The organism is Pseudomonas sp. CM25, assembly GCF_013179705.1.
Taxonomy (GTDB): Bacteria; Pseudomonadota; Gammaproteobacteria; order Pseudomonadales; family Pseudomonadaceae; genus Aquipseudomonas.
The window spans coordinates 1-18,810 of the sequence record NZ_JABMCW010000083.1 but is presented as its reverse complement, the minus strand read 5'-3'; the positions used below and the strand labels follow the sequence as shown (position 1 = coordinate 18,810).

The 18,810-nt window shown below is 63.5% G+C and carries 17 protein-coding genes and 1 pseudogene; 7 read left to right on the top strand and 11 right to left on the bottom strand.

All coding sequences use genetic code 11. The annotated features are described in order from the left end of the window. The 3 genes from HP546_RS11705 to HP546_RS11695 all read right to left on the bottom strand — a co-directional run. The coding region (locus HP546_RS11705; protein WP_172224800.1) for a glycogen/starch synthase at window positions 1-636 on the bottom strand (636 nt) is incomplete at its 3' end. A gap of 492 nt (window positions 637-1,128) precedes the next feature. Next, window positions 1,129-1,587, bottom strand: coding sequence for an SgcJ/EcaC family oxidoreductase (locus HP546_RS11700; protein ID WP_172224797.1), 459 nt, complete (start codon window positions 1,585-1,587; stop codon window positions 1,129-1,131). A gap of 226 nt (window positions 1,588-1,813) precedes the next feature. Then, the gene (locus tag HP546_RS11695; RefSeq protein ID WP_172224777.1) at window positions 1,814-1,981 is read right to left on the bottom strand and encodes a DUF6026 family protein; all 168 of its coding nucleotides are present in this window, start codon (window positions 1,979-1,981) and stop codon (window positions 1,814-1,816) included. A gap of 201 nt (window positions 1,982-2,182) precedes the next feature. On the opposite strand from HP546_RS11695, the gene gnd reads away from it, so the two are divergent. From gnd to HP546_RS11670, 5 genes are all read left to right on the top strand, one after another. Continuing rightward, window positions 2,183-3,166, top strand: a complete 984-nt coding sequence (gene gnd / locus HP546_RS11690; protein WP_172224774.1) for a phosphogluconate dehydrogenase (NAD(+)-dependent, decarboxylating) — start codon at window positions 2,183-2,185, stop codon at window positions 3,164-3,166. Next, window positions 3,163-4,668: a glucose-6-phosphate dehydrogenase gene (zwf, locus tag HP546_RS11685; protein ID WP_172224771.1), complete on the top strand. Its 1,506-nt coding sequence runs from the start codon at window positions 3,163-3,165 to the stop codon at window positions 4,666-4,668. The genes gnd and zwf overlap by 4 nt, the downstream gene beginning before the upstream one ends. Window positions 4,669-4,811: 143 nt before the next feature. Further along, window positions 4,812-6,608 (top strand): glycoside hydrolase family 15 protein, encoded by a 1,797-nt coding sequence (locus HP546_RS11680; RefSeq protein ID WP_172224768.1) that lies wholly within the window; start codon window positions 4,812-4,814, stop codon window positions 6,606-6,608. Window positions 6,609-6,997: 389 nt separating this feature from the next. Next, window positions 6,998-7,354 (top strand): VOC family protein, encoded by a 357-nt coding sequence (locus HP546_RS11675; protein ID WP_172224765.1) that lies wholly within the window; start codon window positions 6,998-7,000, stop codon window positions 7,352-7,354. Next, on the top strand, window positions 7,354-7,974 hold the full coding sequence (locus HP546_RS11670) for a TetR/AcrR family transcriptional regulator (protein ID WP_172224762.1): 621 nt from the start codon (window positions 7,354-7,356) through the stop codon (window positions 7,972-7,974). Before HP546_RS11675 ends, HP546_RS11670 begins: the two co-directional genes overlap by 1 nt. A 131-nt stretch (window positions 7,975-8,105) precedes the next feature. On the opposite strand, the gene preA is transcribed toward HP546_RS11670, so the two are convergent. The 3 genes from preA to hydA form a co-directional block, all read right to left on the bottom strand. Beyond that, the gene (gene preA / locus HP546_RS11665; protein ID WP_172224759.1) at window positions 8,106-9,380 is read right to left on the bottom strand and encodes an NAD-dependent dihydropyrimidine dehydrogenase subunit PreA; all 1,275 of its coding nucleotides are present in this window, start codon (window positions 9,378-9,380) and stop codon (window positions 8,106-8,108) included. Continuing rightward, window positions 9,381-10,748: an NAD(P)-dependent oxidoreductase gene (locus tag HP546_RS11660; protein WP_172224756.1), complete on the bottom strand. Its 1,368-nt coding sequence runs from the start codon at window positions 10,746-10,748 to the stop codon at window positions 9,381-9,383. Between the two features lie 177 nt (window positions 10,749-10,925). Continuing rightward, on the bottom strand, window positions 10,926-12,365 hold the full coding sequence (hydA, locus tag HP546_RS11655; RefSeq protein WP_172224753.1) for a dihydropyrimidinase: 1,440 nt from the start codon (window positions 12,363-12,365) through the stop codon (window positions 10,926-10,928). 342 nt (window positions 12,366-12,707) lie between these two features. Here hydA and HP546_RS11650 point away from each other — a divergent pair, with 342 nt between their 5' ends. Both HP546_RS11650 and HP546_RS11645 read left to right on the top strand, forming a co-directional pair. Then, window positions 12,708-14,198 (top strand): NCS1 family nucleobase:cation symporter-1, encoded by a 1,491-nt coding sequence (locus HP546_RS11650; protein ID WP_172224750.1) that lies wholly within the window; start codon window positions 12,708-12,710, stop codon window positions 14,196-14,198. A gap of 135 nt (window positions 14,199-14,333) precedes the next feature. Continuing rightward, complete coding sequence (locus HP546_RS11645) at window positions 14,334-15,617, top strand: Zn-dependent hydrolase (RefSeq protein WP_172224747.1); 1,284 nt, start codon at window positions 14,334-14,336, stop codon at window positions 15,615-15,617. 83 nt (window positions 15,618-15,700) lie between these two features. On the opposite strand, the gene HP546_RS11640 is transcribed toward HP546_RS11645, so the two are convergent. The 5 genes and pseudogenes from HP546_RS11640 to HP546_RS11625 form a co-directional block, all read right to left on the bottom strand. Then, window positions 15,701-16,678, bottom strand: coding sequence for a ribonuclease Z (locus HP546_RS11640; protein ID WP_172224745.1), 978 nt, complete (start codon window positions 16,676-16,678; stop codon window positions 15,701-15,703). Between the two features lie 16 nt (window positions 16,679-16,694). Further along, window positions 16,695-17,141, bottom strand: a complete 447-nt coding sequence (locus HP546_RS31800; RefSeq protein WP_172224803.1) for an NUDIX hydrolase — start codon at window positions 17,139-17,141, stop codon at window positions 16,695-16,697. Continuing rightward, window positions 17,136-17,435 (bottom strand): annotated as a pseudogene (locus HP546_RS31795) (NIPSNAP family protein); the annotation flags it as partial. The pseudogene HP546_RS31795 and the gene HP546_RS31800, both read right to left, overlap by 6 nt. Window positions 17,436-17,505: 70 nt before the next feature. Then, on the bottom strand, window positions 17,506-18,051 hold the full coding sequence (locus HP546_RS11630; RefSeq protein WP_172224742.1) for a lipocalin family protein: 546 nt from the start codon (window positions 18,049-18,051) through the stop codon (window positions 17,506-17,508). 72 nt (window positions 18,052-18,123) lie between these two features. After that, on the bottom strand, window positions 18,124-18,747 hold the full coding sequence (locus tag HP546_RS11625) for a dihydrofolate reductase family protein (protein WP_172224739.1): 624 nt from the start codon (window positions 18,745-18,747) through the stop codon (window positions 18,124-18,126). Window positions 18,748-18,810 lie beyond the last annotated feature (63 nt).

Below are 18,810 nucleotides of genomic sequence, written 5' to 3'. Positions count from 1 at the left end.
ACCCTGGTAGGCCAGGTTGTGAATGGTGAACAGGGTCGGCGTGCTCAGCCCGCGCCAGTGCATGTAGGCGGGCGCCAGCCCTGCGGGCCAGTCGTGGGCGTGGACCAGTTCAGGCTTCCAGTGGATCATGCCCTCGCCAGCGGCAATCTCGGCAGCTGCCAGGCCAAGGCGGGCGAAACGGATGTGGTTGTCCGGCCAGTCGCGGCCGTTGTCGGCGGCATACGGGGTACCCGGCCGCTGGTACAGCTCTGGGCAGATCAGCACATAGATGACCAGGCCGTCGGGCAGATCCATGCGCCCGATCTTGCACGGCGGCAGCGCCGCGTGCCCGCCCAGCGCCCCGACGATATGGATGGGGTTGTCGCTTTCCATCACTTGCGGGTAACCGGGGATCAGTACGCGCACATCATGCAAGTGGGCCATGGCACGAGGCAGGGCGGCGGAGACATCGCCCAGGCCGCCGGTTTTTACCAGGTCGGCGAATTCCGAGGTTACGAACAGCACTTTGCGCTTGTTGGGGTTGTGCTGGCGCTGAGCGCCGGGTGCCATGCCTGTCGTAGCGAAATCCGGGGTGACTGGTTCGCGGTTGTCCGAGGTAAAGGTGTCTACGTGAGGCTCGACAGCGGCACTGATCATACTTCTTCTCCGTCCCTATGCTTGGCCGGGTGCTGGCACCCGTGGCGATATCTCGTGTTGGTTCTCTCTGGTTCTGAATACTGCGTATTGCGTTCCATGCCCCTGGGTCGTGCGCGCAAACACAACGCGATCGGCACTCCGGCCGAAAGCGATGGGATTCATTGGGGTGGTGGGCCGAGCCTGGGAATGTCCCATGGGTTTGGCCTACTTAATTGCTGACCCGCCGCCTTTCCTTAAAGTTCGACTTATTTTCGTCACTCTTCCATTGAGCAAATCGCGGGCCGAAAACCGAGTGTAGGAGAGAAAGAGCTAAAAAGGTGACCCACTGGTCACTATTGTTATGGTGCGCAATAGACGCAAACGTTGGCGAGCGTAACCGGATGTTAACCAGGCCCGGCGGCGGTTCGAGCGGGGGAGGGCGACGCCCCGATCAGGGGCTGCTGGTGCGCTGATCTGGTGCATTCGACGGTGTGAAGGCACCAGGGTTCGGGACTAATTCGCGGGCTGAATCGAGGAGTGATGGTGAGCTATCAGCCATTGGCCATCGACATACCGGTAGTTGAATGTAAAGCGCGCTACCTGTTGCTGGCCGGTGGCAGCGAAGGTGAAGGTATACAAGCCAGCCAGCGATGCCTGGTCACAGCCCCCGTAAACATGCGTTTCATGCAGTGTGCCTGCAGGGCGGTCGCGCAGGAATCGATTGAAGTAATCGATGTGGGCGGCTCGATCTTTTCGGGCTGTACCTGACAAGGTAGGCAACAGGAGTGCTTGGTCCGTGTATAAATCGGCCACTTTTTCGGCCTGTCCCGTTTGCAGGCGGCTGTTCCACTCCTGGAACAGCGCCACGACCTGGCGTTCGTCGAGCTTGCGACACTCCAGTTGACTGGCGGCGAATGCCGGATTCGCAAGGACAATCAAGGCCAGGGAAACGCCAAGGGGGATACGTTTCATGCAGTCAGCTCCGAATAGCGCTGCAGGCCGCGAAGTCAGCCTGCCCGATGCCGATTCTGGCTGGAGTGAGCAATGGACGTTATCAGACCGTGCCCGCACAGGGGTAGGACAAGTACGAAGCGCTTGGTTGCATGTACCGATCACGGCAGGCAGCCGGACCTGAAAACGCTACAAAGGGGGGAGGCAAGGTGGAGGCCATACAGCCCCCACTGAAGAAAGGTACAGCTCAGAGGCTGACAGCTTTATCGCCATCGCGCTGTTGCGCCAGCATCAGGTTCAACTGGGCGACCTGCTGACGCAGCTGGTCACGTTCGTCCTTCAGCTTACGCAGCTCATCACGGCGCACGGAGACATAGAGGGTCTGGGTTGGGGTTGCAGGCATCAGAGTACCCATGAGCACACCTCGCGGTTTTGGCTGGTGACAAATCAAAGCGTAGACGCTTCACGCGGGGCGCATTCTGAATTCTTTCACAGGTCTTGGGAACTTTTTTGTTTATCGTGGTCTCGCCATTCGTCGCTGAACCCTCGGGCGGCATGCTGGACTAACCTGAAAAGCTTAACTGTCGTCATCCATTTAATAGGGGAGCATGGGCTCATGCAACTGGGAATCATCGGGCTGGGCCGCATGGGCGGCAATATCGCAAGGCGCCTGATGCGCGCCGGCCACCGCACCGTGGTGCATGACCGCAACCGCGAGGCCATCACCGGGCTGGAGGGCGAAGGCGCGCAGGGCGCGCACGACCTCGGTGCGCTGGTACAAAAGCTCAAGGCACCCCGCGCCGTGTGGGTCATGCTGCCGGCGGGTGAGCCCACCGAACAGACCATCGCCCAGTTGGCCGATCTGCTCGAACCGGGCGACGCGATCATCGACGGCGGCAACACCTTCTACAAGGACGACATGCGCCGCGCCAGCGAACTGGCCAAGCGCGGCCTGCATTACCTGGACGTGGGCACGTCTGGCGGTGTCTGGGGCCTGGACCGTGGCTACTGCATGATGATCGGCGGCGAAAAGGACGTATTCGAGCGCCTGGAACCGCTGTTCAAGGCGCTGGCGCCGGGCGTGGGTGATATTCCACGCACCCATGGCCTCAGTGGCGAACACCAGCGTGCCGAACATGGCTATATCCACGCCGGCCCACCGGGCGCCGGGCATTACGTAAAAATGGTGCACAACGGCATCGAGTACGGCCTGATGCAGGCCTACGCCGAAGGCTTCGACCTGTTGCGCAGCAAAGGCGGCAACGAGTTGCCGGAAGACCAGCGCTTCGACCTGAATGTGGGCGAAATTGCCGAAGTATGGCGGCGCGGCAGCGTGGTCACTTCGTGGCTGCTCGACCTTACCGCCGATGCCTTGGCGGCCGACCCGCAGCTGTCGCAGTTCAGTGGCTCGGTGTCCGACAGTGGCGAAGGCCGCTGGACCATCGACGCTGCCGTCGAGCAGGCGGTGCCTGTGCCGGTGCTGTCCAGCGCACTGTTCGCGCGGTTCCGCTCGCGCCAGCAGCAGGGCACCTATGGTGACAAGATTCTCTCGGCCATGCGCCTGGGCTTCGGTGGCCACGTCGAGAAGAAAGGCGAATGACTAAACAGACCATACCGGCTGCACCCGCTTGTACCCTGTTCCTGTTTGGCGCCAATGGCGACCTGGTAAAGCGCCTGCTGATGCCGGCGCTTTACAACCTCAGCCGCGACGGCTTGCTGGACCGCAACCTGCGCATCGTCGGCGTCGACCACAACCCGGCCAGTGCCGAGGACTTTGCCGGGCGGCTGCACAGTTTCATGGCCGAGCGCGACAAGGGGGGCGAGGGGGCAGCCAAGTGCCTGGATGAGAAGCTGTGGTCACGCCTGGCCAAGTGCCTGGACTACCAGACCGGCGACTTCCTGGACCCGGCCACTTACCAGGCCATCGGCAAGCGCATCGACAAGACCAGCCATGGCAATGCCATCTTCTACCTGGCAACGTCGCCGCGGTTCTTCCCGGAAGTTGCCCAGCGCCTGGGTGAGGCCGGCCTGCTGGACGAGTCCGGCGGCGGCTTTCGTCGTGTCGTGGTGGAAAAACCGTTCGGCACCGACCTGGCCAGTGCCGAGGCGCTCAATGCCTGCCTGTTGAAGGTGATGGGCGAGCGGCAGATCTACCGCATCGACCATTACCTGGGCAAGGAGACGGTGCAGAACATTCTGGTCAGCCGTTTCTCCAACGGCCTGTTCGAGTCGTTCTGGAACAACCACTACATCGACCATGTGCAGATCACGGCTGCCGAAACCGTTGGCGTCGAAACCCGGGGGGCGTTCTACGACAACACCGGCGCCCTGCGTGACATGGTGCCCAACCACCTGTTCCAGTTGCTGGCGATGGTCGCCATGGAACCGCCGGCGGCGTTCGGTGCCGATGCGGTACGTGGGGAAAAGGCCAAGGTGATCGGTGCGATTCGCCCCTGGTCGGCAAAGATGGCGCTCAAGAATTCGGTGCGCGGCCAATACACCGTGGGCAAACAGGGCCGCAAGCGGTTGCCGGGTTATCGCCAGGAAGCCAACGTGGCCGAAGATAGCCAGACCGAGACCTATGTGGCGCTGAAGGTGATGATCGACAATTGGCGCTGGGCCGGCGTGCCGTTCTATTTGCGCACCGGCAAGCGCATGAGCGTACGTGACACCGAGATCGCCATCTGCTTCAAGCCTGCGCCGTATGCGCAGTTTCGCGAATCGGAGCTGGAACGGCCCAAGCCCAACTACCTGAAAATCCAGATCCAGCCCAATGAAGGCATGTGGTTCGACTTGCAGGCCAAGCGCCCTGGGCCAGAGCTGGTAATGGAGAATGTCGAGCTGGGCTTCGCCTACAAGGACTTCTTCAAAATGACCCCGGCGACTGGCTACGAAACACTGATCTACGACTGCCTGACCGGGGACCAGACCCTGTTCCAGCGCGCCGACAACATCGAGAACGGCTGGCGTGCGGTGCAGCCGTTTCTTGATGCCTGGGCCAAGGATGGCGAGGTGCATGAATATCCGGCCGGTCAAGATGGGCCCGAGGCTGGCCATGAGCTGCTGACGCGGGACAAGCGCGAATGGCATCGGTTGGGATGAGCGTTTTGCAGTGCCTGTGCTGGCCTCTTCGCGGGTAAACCCGCTCCCACGGGTACTGCGCATTTTCAGATCCAGTAGTGATCCTGTGGGAGCGGGTTTACCCGCGAAGAGGCCGGGACAGGCAACCAATGAAAGGAGACCCAATGCCCGCCCATATCGAAGATTACGCACTGCTGGGCAACTGCCGCAGCGCCGCCCTGGTCAGCCGCGATGGCTCGCTCGACTGGCTGTGCCTGCCACGCTTCGACGCACCTGCAGTATTCGCCGCCCTGCTGGGCAACGAAGAAAACGGCCGCTGGCGCCTGGCCCCCTGCGACCCGGTCGAACACAGCAGCCGGCAATACCTGGACGACACCCTGGTACTGGAAACCACCTGGGTCACTGCCACCGGCCGCGCGCGGGTGCTCGACTTCATGCCGTTGGGCGAAGCCAATTCGGTGGTGCGCATCGTCGAGGGCCTCTCGGGTGAAACCAACTTTGAAATGGACCTGGTGATGCGCTTCGACTACGGGCGCAGCGTGCCGTGGGTGGAACGGTTGGAGCCACTGAGCCTCAGCGCCGTCGCCGGCCCTGACCGGTTGATCCTGTGCAGCACCGTCCCGCCCCAGCCTCGCGACCATCACACTGGCGCGCGCTTTCGCGTGGGTGCTGGCGAGCGGCAAGTCTTCAGCCTGCGCCACCAGCCCTCGCACCTGCCGGTGCAGCCCGACTGCGACAGCGATCAAGCCCTGGCGCAAACCATCGACCAATGGCAGGCCTTTGCCGCTCGCTGCCCGGAGGTAGGGCCTTATACCGCGCTGGTGCGCCGCTCGCTGCTCACTCTCAAGGCCATGACCTATGCCCCCACCGGCGGCATCGTCGCCGCCGTCACCACCTCGCTGCCCGAGCGTGTGGGTGGCGAGCGCAACTGGGACTACCGCTTTTGCTGGCTGCGCGACGCTACCATGACCCTGCTGGCGTTCATGAACCTTGGCTATTTCGACGAAGCCCAGGCCTGGCGTGAATGGCTGCTGCGTTCGGTGGCTGGCAACCCCGAACAGATGCAGATCATGTACGGCCTGGCTGGCGAGCGTGATTTGCAGGAGTACACCCTGCCATGGCTGGCCGGGTACGAACATTCACAGCCGGTGCGCGTGGGCAATGCCGCGTCCGGGCAGATGCAACTGGACATCTATGGCGAACTGGCCGACGCCATGACCCAGGCGATCAAGGGCGGCTTGCCCCGGCTGCCACGCAGTGCCGCGATTGCGCGGCTGATCCTGCCGTATGTGGAAAGCATCTGGCGCAAGCCCGACGAGGGTATCTGGGAGGTGCGCGGCGGTCGCCAGCAGTTCGTGCATTCCAAGGTCATGGCCTGGGTCGCCTTCGACCGCGCCGCCGGGCTGGCCGACACCACCGAGGAGGACCGTGAGCGCGGGCGGCATTACCGCCAGGTGGCCGACGAGATCCGCAACGAAGTGTGTACACAGGGGCTGGATGCGAGCGGCAAATTCTTCGTCCAGGCCTACGGCTCGACTGAAATGGATGCCAGCCTGTTGCAGATTGCCCTGACCGGTTTCCTGCCGGCGGACGACCCGCGTTTTTTGCGCACGCTGGAGCAGATCGAACAACGGCTGCTGAAAAACGGCCTGCTGATGCGCTACGACAGCGACAGCTGCAGCGATGGCCTGACCCCAGGCGAGGGCACTTTCCTGGTGTGTTCGTTCTGGCTGGCTGACGTGTATGTACTGCTTGGCCGCCAGGCCGAGGCGCAGGCGCTGTACCAGCGCCTGACCGGTCTGTGCAACGATCTTGGCCTGCTGGCCGAGCAGTACGACCCGGCCGGTCGGCGCATGCTTGGCAACTTCCCCCAGGCGTTCAGCCATATCGGCATCATCAATACCGCGCTGAACCTGCACCGCGCCCAGTGCCCGGTGCGCGACCGGGCCAGTTGCGGGTAGTGCCCTTCTTCAAATCTCAATGCGTGCGCGATCCCTGTGGGAGCGGGTTTACCCGCGAAGAATGCGACGCGGTGTGGGGCAACGGCTTTGCCGGTGTTCGCGATAAAGCCTGGCCACCGGGGAATGCCAGTCAGTTAAGCAATTGGGGCCGCTTTGCGGCCCATCGCTGGCAAGCCAGGCTCCCACAAGTACGGCGCATGGCTTGAACTCGATGCGGTCTGGGTGGGAGCTGGCTTGTCGTGGCGACGAACCGCGGCGATGGGCTGCGCAGCAGCCCCTCTAGCCTTAACTGATTGGCATTAGGCCCCCGGGTTGTTTCATGCCGCCTGATGTAAAACTCTCAAGTGACCGGAGTAGACTAGGTGAAACCCCTTCGGCACGGAGCACACATGGGCATTCGCGGTACTGACCGGCAGATCGACAACATCGAGTTCAATGTCAGCGACATCGCACGGAGCAAGGCCTTCTATGGCAGCGTGTTCGGCTGGGCTTTCACCGACTACGGGCCTACCTACAGCGAATTCGGCGATGGCCGGCTGACAGGCGGCTTCACCACCGGCGAGCCGGTAAGGCCGGGTGGGCCGTTGATCATCCTCTACGCCGACGATCTCGAGGCCACGCAGAAACGCGTCGAGGCCGCAGGTGCGAAGATCAGCCGCGCGGCCTTTGCCTTCCCCGGTGGCCGGCGTTTCCACTTCATCGACCCGGACGGTTATGAACTGGCGGTGTGGACGGCTCAAGCCTGATGGCCAACCACAAGATCGAAATCCGCCGGCGCAATGTCGAGAAGATTCTGCAAGCCGCGGAAAAGGTGTTCGCCGACAAGGGCTACGGCGCCACTTCGATGGGTGATATCGCCGAGCAGGCCGAGTTGCCGCGCTCCAACCTGCATTACTATTTCAGCACCAAGGACGAGCTGTTCCGCGCGGTGCTGCAAGACCTGCTGGATGTGTGGAAGCAGGATGCATTGTGTTTCGAGAATTTCGACGACCCGCGCGTAGTGCTGACCAGTTACATACGGGCCAAGATGGGCCATTCGCGCTCACGGCCGCTGGGCTCGAAGATCTGGGCCGAAGAGATGCTGCACGGCGCGCCGGTCCTGGGGGTGAACCTTGATGAGAGCCTGGTGCCCTGGGCGAAGCTGAAGGAAGCCAAGATCCGCCGCTGGGTGGAGGAGGGCCGCATTCTGCCGGTTGAGCCGTCAGCGTTGCTGTACATGATCTGGGCGGCTACCCAGCATTACGCTGACTTTGGCTACCAGGTGACGCTGCTTAATGGTGGCGAGGCGCTGTCGGACATGGCGTTCGAGAGTGCGATGCAGACGGTGACCAGTGTGATTTTGCGGGGGATCGGTTTGGAACCCTGAGGCTCTGATTGGGGTCGCGTTGCGGCTCATCGCCGGCAGGCCAGCTCCCACAGGGATCGCACCTGTCAGCCCTGCTGCGATCCCTGTGGGAGCTGGCTTGCCGGCGATGAGGCCATTCAAGGCAAAGACGCTTAACTGGCCTCGCGATAGGGGTTGCGCGGGTCCTGGGTCCAGTTCAGGTACGGCTTGCCAGTATCCTGCGCCACCATCTCGATGCAGCTCTCCACCGGGCAGGTGATCTGGCACAGGTTGCAGCCCACGCATTCCTCCTCGATCACGCTATAGGCGTGGGTACCGTCCGCCTTGAGGGTGCTGGCAATCGCCTGGTGCGAAGTATCTTCACAGGCAATGTGGCAGCGCCCGCAACCGATGCAGGCCTCCTGGTCGATATGCGCCACGGACTTGTAGTTGATGTCCAGGTACTTCCAGTCCGTGGTATGCCCCACTGCCTGACCGCGGAACGCCTCGATATTCGGGTGCCCATGCTGGTCCATCCAACGTGCCAGGCCGTCCTTCATGTCTTCCACAATGCGAAAACCGTGCAGCATCGCCGCTGTGCATACCTGTACGGCGCCACTGCCCAGGGCCATGAACTCGGCGGCATCACGCCAGTTGCCGATGCCGCCAATGCCGCAAATCGGCAAACCGCGGGTTTCCGGGTCGCGAGCGATTTCTGCCACCATGTTCAGCGCAATCGGTTTTACCGCCGAACCGCAATAACCGCCGTGGGTGCTCTGGTCGCCGACGATGGGGTGGGCCACCATGCGGTCCAGGTCGACGCTGGTAATCGAGTTGATGGTGTTGATCAACGACACCGCATCGGCCCCGCCACGGTGAGCGGCACGGGCCGACTGGCGGATATCGGTGATGTTCGGCGTGAGCTTGACGATCACCGGCAGCGAGCAATACGTCTTGCACCAGCGGGTGACCATTTCCACGTACTCCGGCACCTGGCCTACCGCTGCGCCCATCCCGCGCTCCGGCATGCCGTGGGGGCAGCCGAAGTTCAGCTCGATGCCATCGGCCCCGGTGGCTTCCACCAGTGGCAGGATAAACTTCCACGATTGCTCTTCGCACGGCACCATCAGTGACACGATCAGCGCACGGTCAGGCCAGTCCTTCTTCACCTGGGTGATTTCACGCAGGTTGATTTCCAGCGAGCGGTCGGTAATCAGCTCGATATTGTTGATGCCCTGCACCTGGCGGTTGGCGCCATAGTGCGCCGAGTAGCGCGAGGACACGTTGACCGCCGCCGGGTCTTCGCCCAGGGTCTTCCAGACCACACCGCCCCAGCCCGCCTCGAACGCGCGGACCACATTGTAGGCCTTGTCGGTGGGCGGTGCGGAGGCCAGCCAGAACGGGTTGGGCGCCTTGATGCCGGCGAATACGATAGACAAGTCGGCCATTTATGCAGCCTCCACGTTGAGCATGAGTTGGGCATGCATGGCTTCGGCGGCCAGCTTGCCGTGTTGCACGGCCTGCACGGTAAGGTCCTGGCCCAGGGCGGTGCAGTCGCCCCCGGCATACACACCCGGCAGGCTGGTCTGCATCCCTTCATCAACGCGAATACGCTCCCCCTCGCGGGCCAGTTGCGCGGCTACCGGGTCGGCGAGGCTGGCATCGTCAAAGCGTTGGCCGATGGCCTTGAAGATGGCATCGGCGGCCAGCTCGAAGGTTTCGCCAGTGTCGCGCAGGCGGCCATCGGCAAGCGCCGTGCGGGCAAAGCGCATGCCGCGCACCTTGCCGCTGTCGTCCAGCAGCACGGCGTCGGGGCGGGCCCAGGTGTGCAGGCGCACCTGGTTGGCCTTGGCGATGTCCTGCTCGTGGCCCGTGGCGCCCATGTCGGCGATACCGCGCCGGTACACCAGGTTGACGTCGCGGGCACCCAGGCGGCTCATCTGCACGGCCATGTCGATCGCTGTATTGCCGGCGCCGATCACCAGGCAGCGGTCGGCCAGCGGCAGCTGGCTGAGGTCATCGGCCTGGCGCAGTTCGCGGATGTAGTCGGTCGCGGCAAGCAGGCCGGGGGCTTCTTCATCTGGCAGGCCCAATTGGCGTACGGCATTCAAGCCCAGGCCGAGGAACACCGCGTCATACTGATCGCGCAGTTCGCCAAGGCTCAGGTTGCCCCCCAGACGCTGGCCATGGCGGATCTCGATACCGCCAATCCCCAGCAGGAATTCCACTTCACGCTGAGCGTAGTCATCCACCAGCTTGTAGCGGGCGATGCCGTACTCGTTCAGGCCACCGGCCTTGTCGCAGGCCTCGAACACCACCACCTCATGCCCGTGCATGGCCAGGCGATGGGCGCAGGACAGCCCGGCAGGGCCGGCACCGACCACGGCGATGCGCTTGCCGGTGGCCGGCGAGCGCTGGAATGGGTGTTCGCTGAACTGGGCGTTGTCCAGCGCGTAGCGCTGCAACTGGCCGATCAGCACCGGTGCGCATTCCTGGGCGTTGTTGCGCACGCAGGCTTGCTCGCAGAGGATTTCGGTGGGGCAGACGCGGGCGCAGCTGCCGCCGAGGATGTTGGCGGAGAGGATGCGTTCGGCGGCGCCTTGCAGGTTTTCGTCGCTGATGCGGTGGATGAACGACGGGATGTCGATGTCGCTGGGGCACGCGTTGACGCAAGGGGCGTCGTAGCAGTACAGGCAGCGTGCGCTTTCGACGGCGGCCTGGCGGGCGGTCAGGGGTGGGGCCAGGTCGCTGAAGCGCTCGGCCAGCTGGTCGGCGCCGGCCCGGGGGCGCGGCAAGTGGTTCAGGGCGTCGATCACGGTTGGAGCCTCTCTTTCTTATAGTTGGCTTGGAATGGGGGCGCTTTGCGCCCCAATCGCCGGCAAGCCGGCTCCCACAGGTACTCCACCGACCGTCAAAGCCGCGCGGTCGAGGTGGGAGCTGGCTTGTCGTGGCGACGAACCGCGGCGATGGGCTGCGCAGCAGCCCCGGGCGCCTTAACGCTGCACAGGCGTCGGCCGCTGTTGCTCGGCCCTGCGCCCCAGTACCTCATACACCGACGGGTACGCCGGCCGCTGCACATACCGCCCCGCGCCCGGCTCGGCGCGCAGGTCGCCATCGGCCCAGAGCACCTTGCCCTGGCTGATGGTGTGGCTGGGGACGCCGCGCACGGTGCGGCCTTCGAAGATGTTGAAGTCCACCCGCTGATGGTGGGTCTGGGCCGAGATGGTGCGCGTGCCCTGCGGGTCCCACAGCACCAGGTCGGCATCGGCGCCAACGCGAATGGCGCCTTTGCGCGGGAACAGGTTGAAGATTTTTGCCGTATTGGTGGAGGTCAGCGCGACGAATTCATGCATCGACAGGCGCCCGCTGTTGACGCCCGCGTCCCACAGCACCGCCATGCGGTCTTCGATGCCGGCGGTGCCGTTGGGGATGCGGCTGAAGTCGTCCCGGCCCATGGCCTTCTGCTCGGCGCAGAAGCAGCAGTGGTCGGTGGCGGTGGTGTGCAGGTTGCCCGATTGCAGCCCGCGCCACAGCGCCTCCTGGTGCTCGCGTGGGCGGAACGGCGGGCTCATCACGTAACCGGCGGCGGTGGCCCAGTCCGGGTCGCGGTAGACGCTGTCATCCAGCAGCAGGTGGCCGGGCAGCACCTCGCCGTACACCGGCTGGCCCTTGGCCCGGGCATAGGTGATTTCGTCCAGCGCTTCACGGCTGGAAATGTGCACCACATACAGTGGCGTGCCAATGGTTTCGGCAATGCGGATGGCGCGGCTGGCCGCTTCGCCTTCCACCTGCGAGGGGCGTGACAGGGGGTGTGCCTCGGGACCGGTCAGGCCTTGGGCCAGCAGTTTTTTCTGCAGGTGATACACCAGCTCGCCGTTCTCGGCATGCACGGTGGGCACCGCGCCCAGCTGCAGGCAGCGCTCGAAGCTGGCCACCAGGGTGTCGTCGGCGGCCATGATCGCGTTCTTGTAGGCCATGAAGTGCTTGAAGCTATTCACCCCATGCTTGGCCACCAGCTCGCCCATTTCTTCGGCCACCTGCTCGCTCCACCAGGTGATGGCGACGTGGAAGCCGTAATCGCATGCGCTTTTCTGCGCCCAGCCACGCCAGGTGTGGAAGGCCTCCAGCAGTGACTGCTGCGGGTTGGGGATGACGAAGTCGATGATCGACGTGGTGCCACCGGCCAGGCCAGCAGCGGTGCCACTGAAAAAGTCCTCGCTGGCGACGGTGCCCATGAAGGGTAACTGCATGTGGGTGTGCGGGTCGATGCCGCCGGGCATCAGGTACTGCCCGCTGCCGTCGAGTATCTCGCAGTCGGTGGGCGCTTCCAGGTTTTGACCAATGGCGCGGATCAGGCCATCGGTACACAGCACATCGGCGGAGTAGCTTTCTTCGTGGGTAACCACGGTGGCGCCACGGATCAACAGGGACATGCCGTTTTCCTCGCAGGCTGACCGGTCTCTTGGCCGGTTCTTGGAATTTTCCGGGTGCAGGGCGGGCAGGGCGGTTAATCCTGTCAGTCCTGACAAGATTCGAGGCTAGATGCTGATTCTGGATTCAGCAAGAAAATTTTCATACTAATTTTGTGGTTTTTAAGTTACTGAAAATAAAGAAGTAAATTTAAATAACGCGCCTAGCCCGGGGCTTTCAGGAATTTTGACTAACTTGACAAGATGGGAATTTGGTCGAAATTTTCAAGCACATTCAGCGTGTGTACTCCGGCCATCGAATCCGCCCGATGAGCAAACAACTACAAGAAATCTGGAGAAGGGCCCATGCAACAGAGCAGATCGCAAGTGGTCGAGCAGAATGGCCTGTTCGAGCTGTCCGAGGGCAGTGATGTCCTCGACAGCCCGCGCTACAACCACGACATCGCACCGACCAAGGTGCATCAGCGCACCTGGAACAAATGGCACATCACCGCGCTGTGGGTGGGCATGTCCATTTGCGTGCCCACCTACACCCTGGGTGGTGTGCTCACGGCCTATTTCGGCCTCAGTGTCGGCGAGGCCCTGCTGGCGATTCTGCTGGCCAACGTCATCGTGCTGGTCCCGCTTACACTCAATGCCTTTCCCGGCACCAAGTACGGCATCCCGTTCCCGGTGCTGCTGCGCTCGTCGTTCGGCATCCTCGGCTCCAACGTGCCATGCCTGATCCGTGCGGTGGTCGCGTGCGGCTGGTTCGGCATTCAGACGATGTTCGGCGGGCTGGCCATCCACCTGTTTCTCGGCTCGGTGTTCGAGGGCTGGAGGGCCTTGGGCGGGACCGGCGAGGTGATTGGCTTCATGATTTTCTGGTGCCTGAACCTGTGGGTGGTGTTGCGCGGCGCCGAGTCGATCAAGTGGCTCGAAACGCTGTCGGCACCGTTGCTGGTAGCGGTGGGCGTCGGCTTGCTGTTCTGGGCCGTGCCGCACATGTCGATGACCGAACTGCTGGCGCAGCCGCCCAAGCGCCCGGAAGGGGCCAGCGTGGTCAGTTACTTCTGCGCCGGGCTTACCGCCATGGTCGGCTTCTGGGCCACATTGTCGTTGAACATCCCCGATTTCAGCCGCTACGCCCGCAGCCAGAAGGACCAGATTCTCGGGCAGATCTTCGGCCTGCCACTGACCATGTTTCTGTTTGCCTCGCTGGGCGTGGTGCTCACCGCCGCCTCGGCGTCACTGGTGGGCGAAACGGTGTCCGACCCGGTCAGCCTGATCGGCAAGATCCACAGCCCGTTCTGGGTGGCCCTGGCGATGGCGTTGATCGTGATCGCCACGCTGTCGACCAATACCGCGGCGAACATCGTGTCGCCGACCAACGACTTCCAGAACATCGCCCCCCGCCTGATCGGGCGCAGCCGCGCCGTGTGGCTGACCGGCTTCATCGGCCTGGCGCTGATGGGCCATGAGCTGCTGAAAAAGCTGGGCCTGATCGTGTCCGACCTGAGCCTGGAAAGCGTGTACTCCAACTGGTTGCTGGGCTACTCCAGCCTGCTCGGGCCGATTGCCGGGATCATGGTGGTGGACTACTTCCTGATCCGCCGGCAGAAGCTGGACCTGGCCGGGCTGTACCGCGACGACGTGTACCCGGCGTGGAACTGGGCAGGCTTCGCGGCATTCGGGGTGCCCGTGGCGCTTACCGTGATGGCCATCGGCAACAGCAGTTTCAGCTGGTTCTACGACTACGGCTGGTTCACCGGCTCGTTGCTGGGCGGGGCGTTGTATTACGTGTTTGCCAGCTGGGCGGCGCGCAGCCCGGCACGGCTGGCCAAGCCTTTACCCTGAGACCACGCTGGCCCCATCGCCAGCAAGCCAGCTCCCACCTACTGCGCCGCACTCGAACCTGTGGTGATCCTGTGGGAGCTGGCTTGCCGGCGATAGGGCCGGCACAGACAACAAAAAAGCCTGAAGGAGAAACCTGTGACCCCAGTCCAAGACATCCTCAAGACCACCGTCCAGCACATCGACAGCGACCGCCTGTGGCAATCGCTGATGGACCTGGCCCGCCTCGGTGCCACCGCCAAGGGCGGCGTCTGCCGCCTGGCCCTGACCGACCTCGACCGCCAGGCCCGCGACCTGTTTGTACAATGGTGCAAAGCGGCTGGATGCACGGTCAGCGTCGACGCCGTCGGCAACATCTTCGCCCGCCGCTCGGGTCGCAACCCCAAGCTGCCCCCGGTGATGACCGGCAGCCATATCGACACCCAGCCTACCGGCGGCAAGTTCGACGGCTGCTTCGGCGTGATGGCCGGGTTGGAGGTGATTCGCACCCTCAACGACCTGGGCCTGGAAACCGAGGCACCGCTGGAAGTGGTGGTATGGACCAACGAAGAAGGTTCGCGCTTCGCCCCCTGCATGATGGGTTCAGGGGTATTCGCCGGCAAGTTCACCCTGGAGGAAACCCTGGCCAAGCGCGATGCTCAGGGCGTCAGCGTCGGCGAAGCGTTGAACGCCATCGGCTACGCCGGTTCGCGTGCCGTGCTGGGCCATCCGGTGGGGGCCTATTTTGAAGCGCATATCGAGCAGGGGCCGATCCTCGAAGACCAGGCCAAGACCATCGGCGTGGTCCTCGGCGCCCTGGGCCAGAAGTGGTTCGACCTGACCCTGCGCGGCGTCGAAGCCCATGCCGGCCCTACGCCCATGCATCTGCGCAAGGATGCCCTGGTCGGTGCAGCCGCCGTCGTCGAAGCCGTCAACCGTACCGCACACGCCCATCAGCCGCATGCCTGTGGCACGGTGGGCTGCCTGCAGGCCTACCCGGGCTCGCGTAACGTGATCCCCGGTGAAGTGCGCATGACCCTGGACTTCCGGCATCTTGAGGGCGAGCAGCTGAATGCGATGATTGCCGAGGTGCGCGGGGTAATCGAGGCGACTTGTGCCAAACATGGCCTTGGCTACGAGCTGGTACCCACAGCCGACTTCCCGGCGCTGTACTTCGACAAAGGCTGCGTCGATGCCGTGCGCGATTCGGCGCAGGCGCTGGGCTTGCCACACATGGACATTGTCAGTGGGGCGGGGCATGACGCGATCTTCCTGGCCGAGCTGGGGCCGGCGGGGATGATTTTTGTGCCGTGCGAGAATGGCATCAGCCACAACGAGATCGAGAACGCCACGCCTGACGACCTGGCGGCGGGTTGTGCGGTGTTGCTGCGGGCGATGCTGGCGGCTTCGGAGGCGATTGCCAGGGGGAGATTGGCGGCGTAGGCAGGGATGTCGCCTGGGCGCTCTCATAGGGATCGCATCAGGGCTGACAGGCGCTGAATATTTTGTGGCAAGCACCTGTCAGCCTAAACCCGTTCCCCATGGCACCCAACCGGTTCCAGGCTCCCATCGCGCCCAATGCGGAAGCGCTGCAGGTCCTGCGCCAATATCAATTTCCCGCTGTACTGCGCAAGCGCTTCATCGCGCACGTTGTCGATGTTCGGCGTGCGCCGTGGGTCGCCCTGGTAGCGGGCGCTGAAGTGCGTCAGCACCAGGTTGCGCACGCCGACAGTCTCGGCAAAGCGTGCCACTGCAGCAGCAGTGCTGTGGCCGAAGGTGACGCCGGTGCGCTCCACCACCGCCTGGGTGAACGTCGCTTCATGCACCAGCACATCCGCACCGTTGGCGGCGTCCGCCAGCAGTTCCGGGTTGTCGTTGTCTCCGCACACGATCACCCGCCGCGCCGGGCGGGACGCGCGCAAGTAATCGCTGCCGTGCAGCAACTGCCCGTCATGCTGCACCGCCAGCCCCTTGGCCAGATCGCCCCATAGCGGGCCGCGCGGTATGCCCTCGGCCGCCAGCCGCTGGACGTCCAGCCGCGGCTCGGGGTTGAGTTCGGTGAACACGAAGCCGACGCTCGGCACCCGGTGCGACAACTGCACGGTGGTCACCTGCACGGCTTCGCTGCGCCACTGGACCAGCTCTTCCACTGCCAGCAGCCGCAGTTCGAACGGTAGAAAAGTGTCGCTGGCCACCAGGCCCTGGCGCACCCAGTCGTGCAGCGCGGCGGGCAAGATCAGCTCCAGCGGCTGGGTACGGCCGCTCATGCCGGCGCTCGCCAGCAAACCGGGTAGGCCGAAGCAGTGGTCGCCGTGCACATGGGTGATGAAGATCGCCCGCAAGTCGCGGATCGACAGCGGCGTGTGCAGCAGCCGATGCTGCGTGCCTTCGCCGCAGTCGACCAGGTACCAGTGGCTGCCGCTGGTTTCGATCAGCGCCGTGGCGCTGACATTCCTTGCCTTGGTGGGGACCCCGGCGGAGGTGCCCAGGAACAGCAGATCCATGGTCTGGCTCCTTGTTTCAGGCCAGCAACGACAAGTCGCGCAGCAACGCCTGCAGCCCCTCTGGTACCAGCGGGCCGATGCGGTCGAAATCGGCGCTGTCACACCAGCGGACGCGGAACGGGCTGCCGTTGGACTCGTGGCCATTCAGCCAGGCTTGCTGGTACAGGCTGGCGTCGTCGAAGCGCGCATCGTACACCTGCACGATCTCATGCCCCGGCGTGCCGGCATAGGTGAACAGGCTCTCCAGGATGCCTAGCAGGCGCACATCACTGATTGGCTGGTCCAGTTCTTCGCGGATTTCGCGAGCGATGGCGTCACGACCCGGTTCACCGAATTCGATACCGCCACCCAGCGGGCGGCACAGCGTCTGGCCACTGGCCGGGTCATCGAAGACGTTGACCAGGATCTTGCCCTGGTGATGAAAGACACACAGTGCCAGCGAGCGGATGCGTGGTTCCAACAGCGGCTTGAGGAAGCTGCGCTCGTAGCTGAGGATGAAACGCTGCTCGGTTGCCATGGCTACTGCGGCGATGCACTGCGGGTCGGTTTCGGCCTGTTTGCGGTACTGCTCGTAGGCGGCGAGGCTGGGGAAGCTGAACAGGCAATAGGCGACGTTGTTGGCGCCTTCGGCGGGCAGGAAGTAGCCGTGATGCTTGCCGCCCATGCGCGTGACAAGGCCCATCCACAGCCGTGAATAGGCCTCGAACGCGGGCAACTGGTAAGGGTCGACGAGGTATTTGACGTGGCAGGTGATCAACGGGCTCGTTCCTTCGAGGCGATACGGGGCGCACACCTTAGCCTGATTGCTCAACGTCGTCGACGCCAAGCTAGCCTTCCTTGCGCCAGATCAGCTTGCTGGTGTCATAGCCCTGTTTCTGGGCAATTGTCAGCAGTTGTTCGCGTACCTGATCGGTAATGGCCGGGGTACGCGAAAGCAGCCACAAATATTCGCGGTTGGGGTGGCCGACCAGCGCCACGCGGTAGTCCTTGTCGTGGTACAGCACCCAGTATTCACCCTTGGTCAGGTCCGGCGCCAGGCGGCTGAACCAGTTGTCGAAGCGTACCCAGAGCTTGTCGGTCTTGCCGGGTTGCTGGGCTTCGGCGATGCCCTTGGCTTCGTTCCACTGGCCGTCTTTTTCCTTGCAGCGGTTGGTAACGTCGATGCGCCCGTCCTCGCGCAGGCCATAACGTGCCTCGGACTGCACGCAGTTGCGCTGGAAGAACATCGGCAGTCGGGCCAGTTCATACCAGGTGCCCTGGTAGCGTTGCAGGTCGACCTGCTCGGTGGTCGGTGGTGCCGGGTGATCGTTGCCGGCGCAGCCGAGCAGGGCCAGGGTCATGCAGGAAAGCAACAGCGTAGTGCGCAGCGCCATGGTTGACCTCCTTGGAGCGGATAGGGGCTTACCTGTTTTTCGATGCTGGCGCGGGGCAAAAGTTGTACGCAGTTACGTTTTGTCGAATGATCCGGTCTGCACCTGGCCTGCGCGCACGTAACGGGCGATGACCACGCCCTTGGGCGAAACCACGGAATGCTCCAGGGTGAAGGCTGCGGCCGCCGCGTCATGACCGAACAGGCGCTTGCCGTGGCCGAGCAGCAGCGGGTGGATCAGCAACTGCAGTTCATCGACCAGGCTTGCTGCCAGTAATTGCTGCACCAGCTCGGCGCTGCCTTGGGTCAGCAGGGCGGGGCCCTCCTGTTGTTTCAGCACACTCACCGCAGTGGTGATGTCCGTGCCCAGGGCTTGGCTGTTGTGCCAGTCGAGGGTAGCGGGGTGGTGAGTGGCCACATGCTTGGCCACGCTGTTGAACAGATTGGCGATGGAAAAATCTTCCGAGTTGTCTTCTATCTTTGGCCAGTAGCCCGCGAAGATATCGTAAGTGCGCCGGCCCAGCAGCAGTTCGAAGGGCTGGCTGAACAGGTTCTGCATGGCCTGGCCGAATACCTCTTCGGCGTAGGGCACGATCCAGCCGCCGTAACTGAACCCGCCGCTGGTATCTTCCTGTGGGCCGCCGGGGGCCTGCATGACGCCGTCGAGGCTGATGAAGGCGGCTACGATGAGTTTGCGCATGGGGACTCTCCTGATGCCAGCCGGGGTGGCTGTGGGCATTGGGTAGTCGAATGGCGCAGGGCA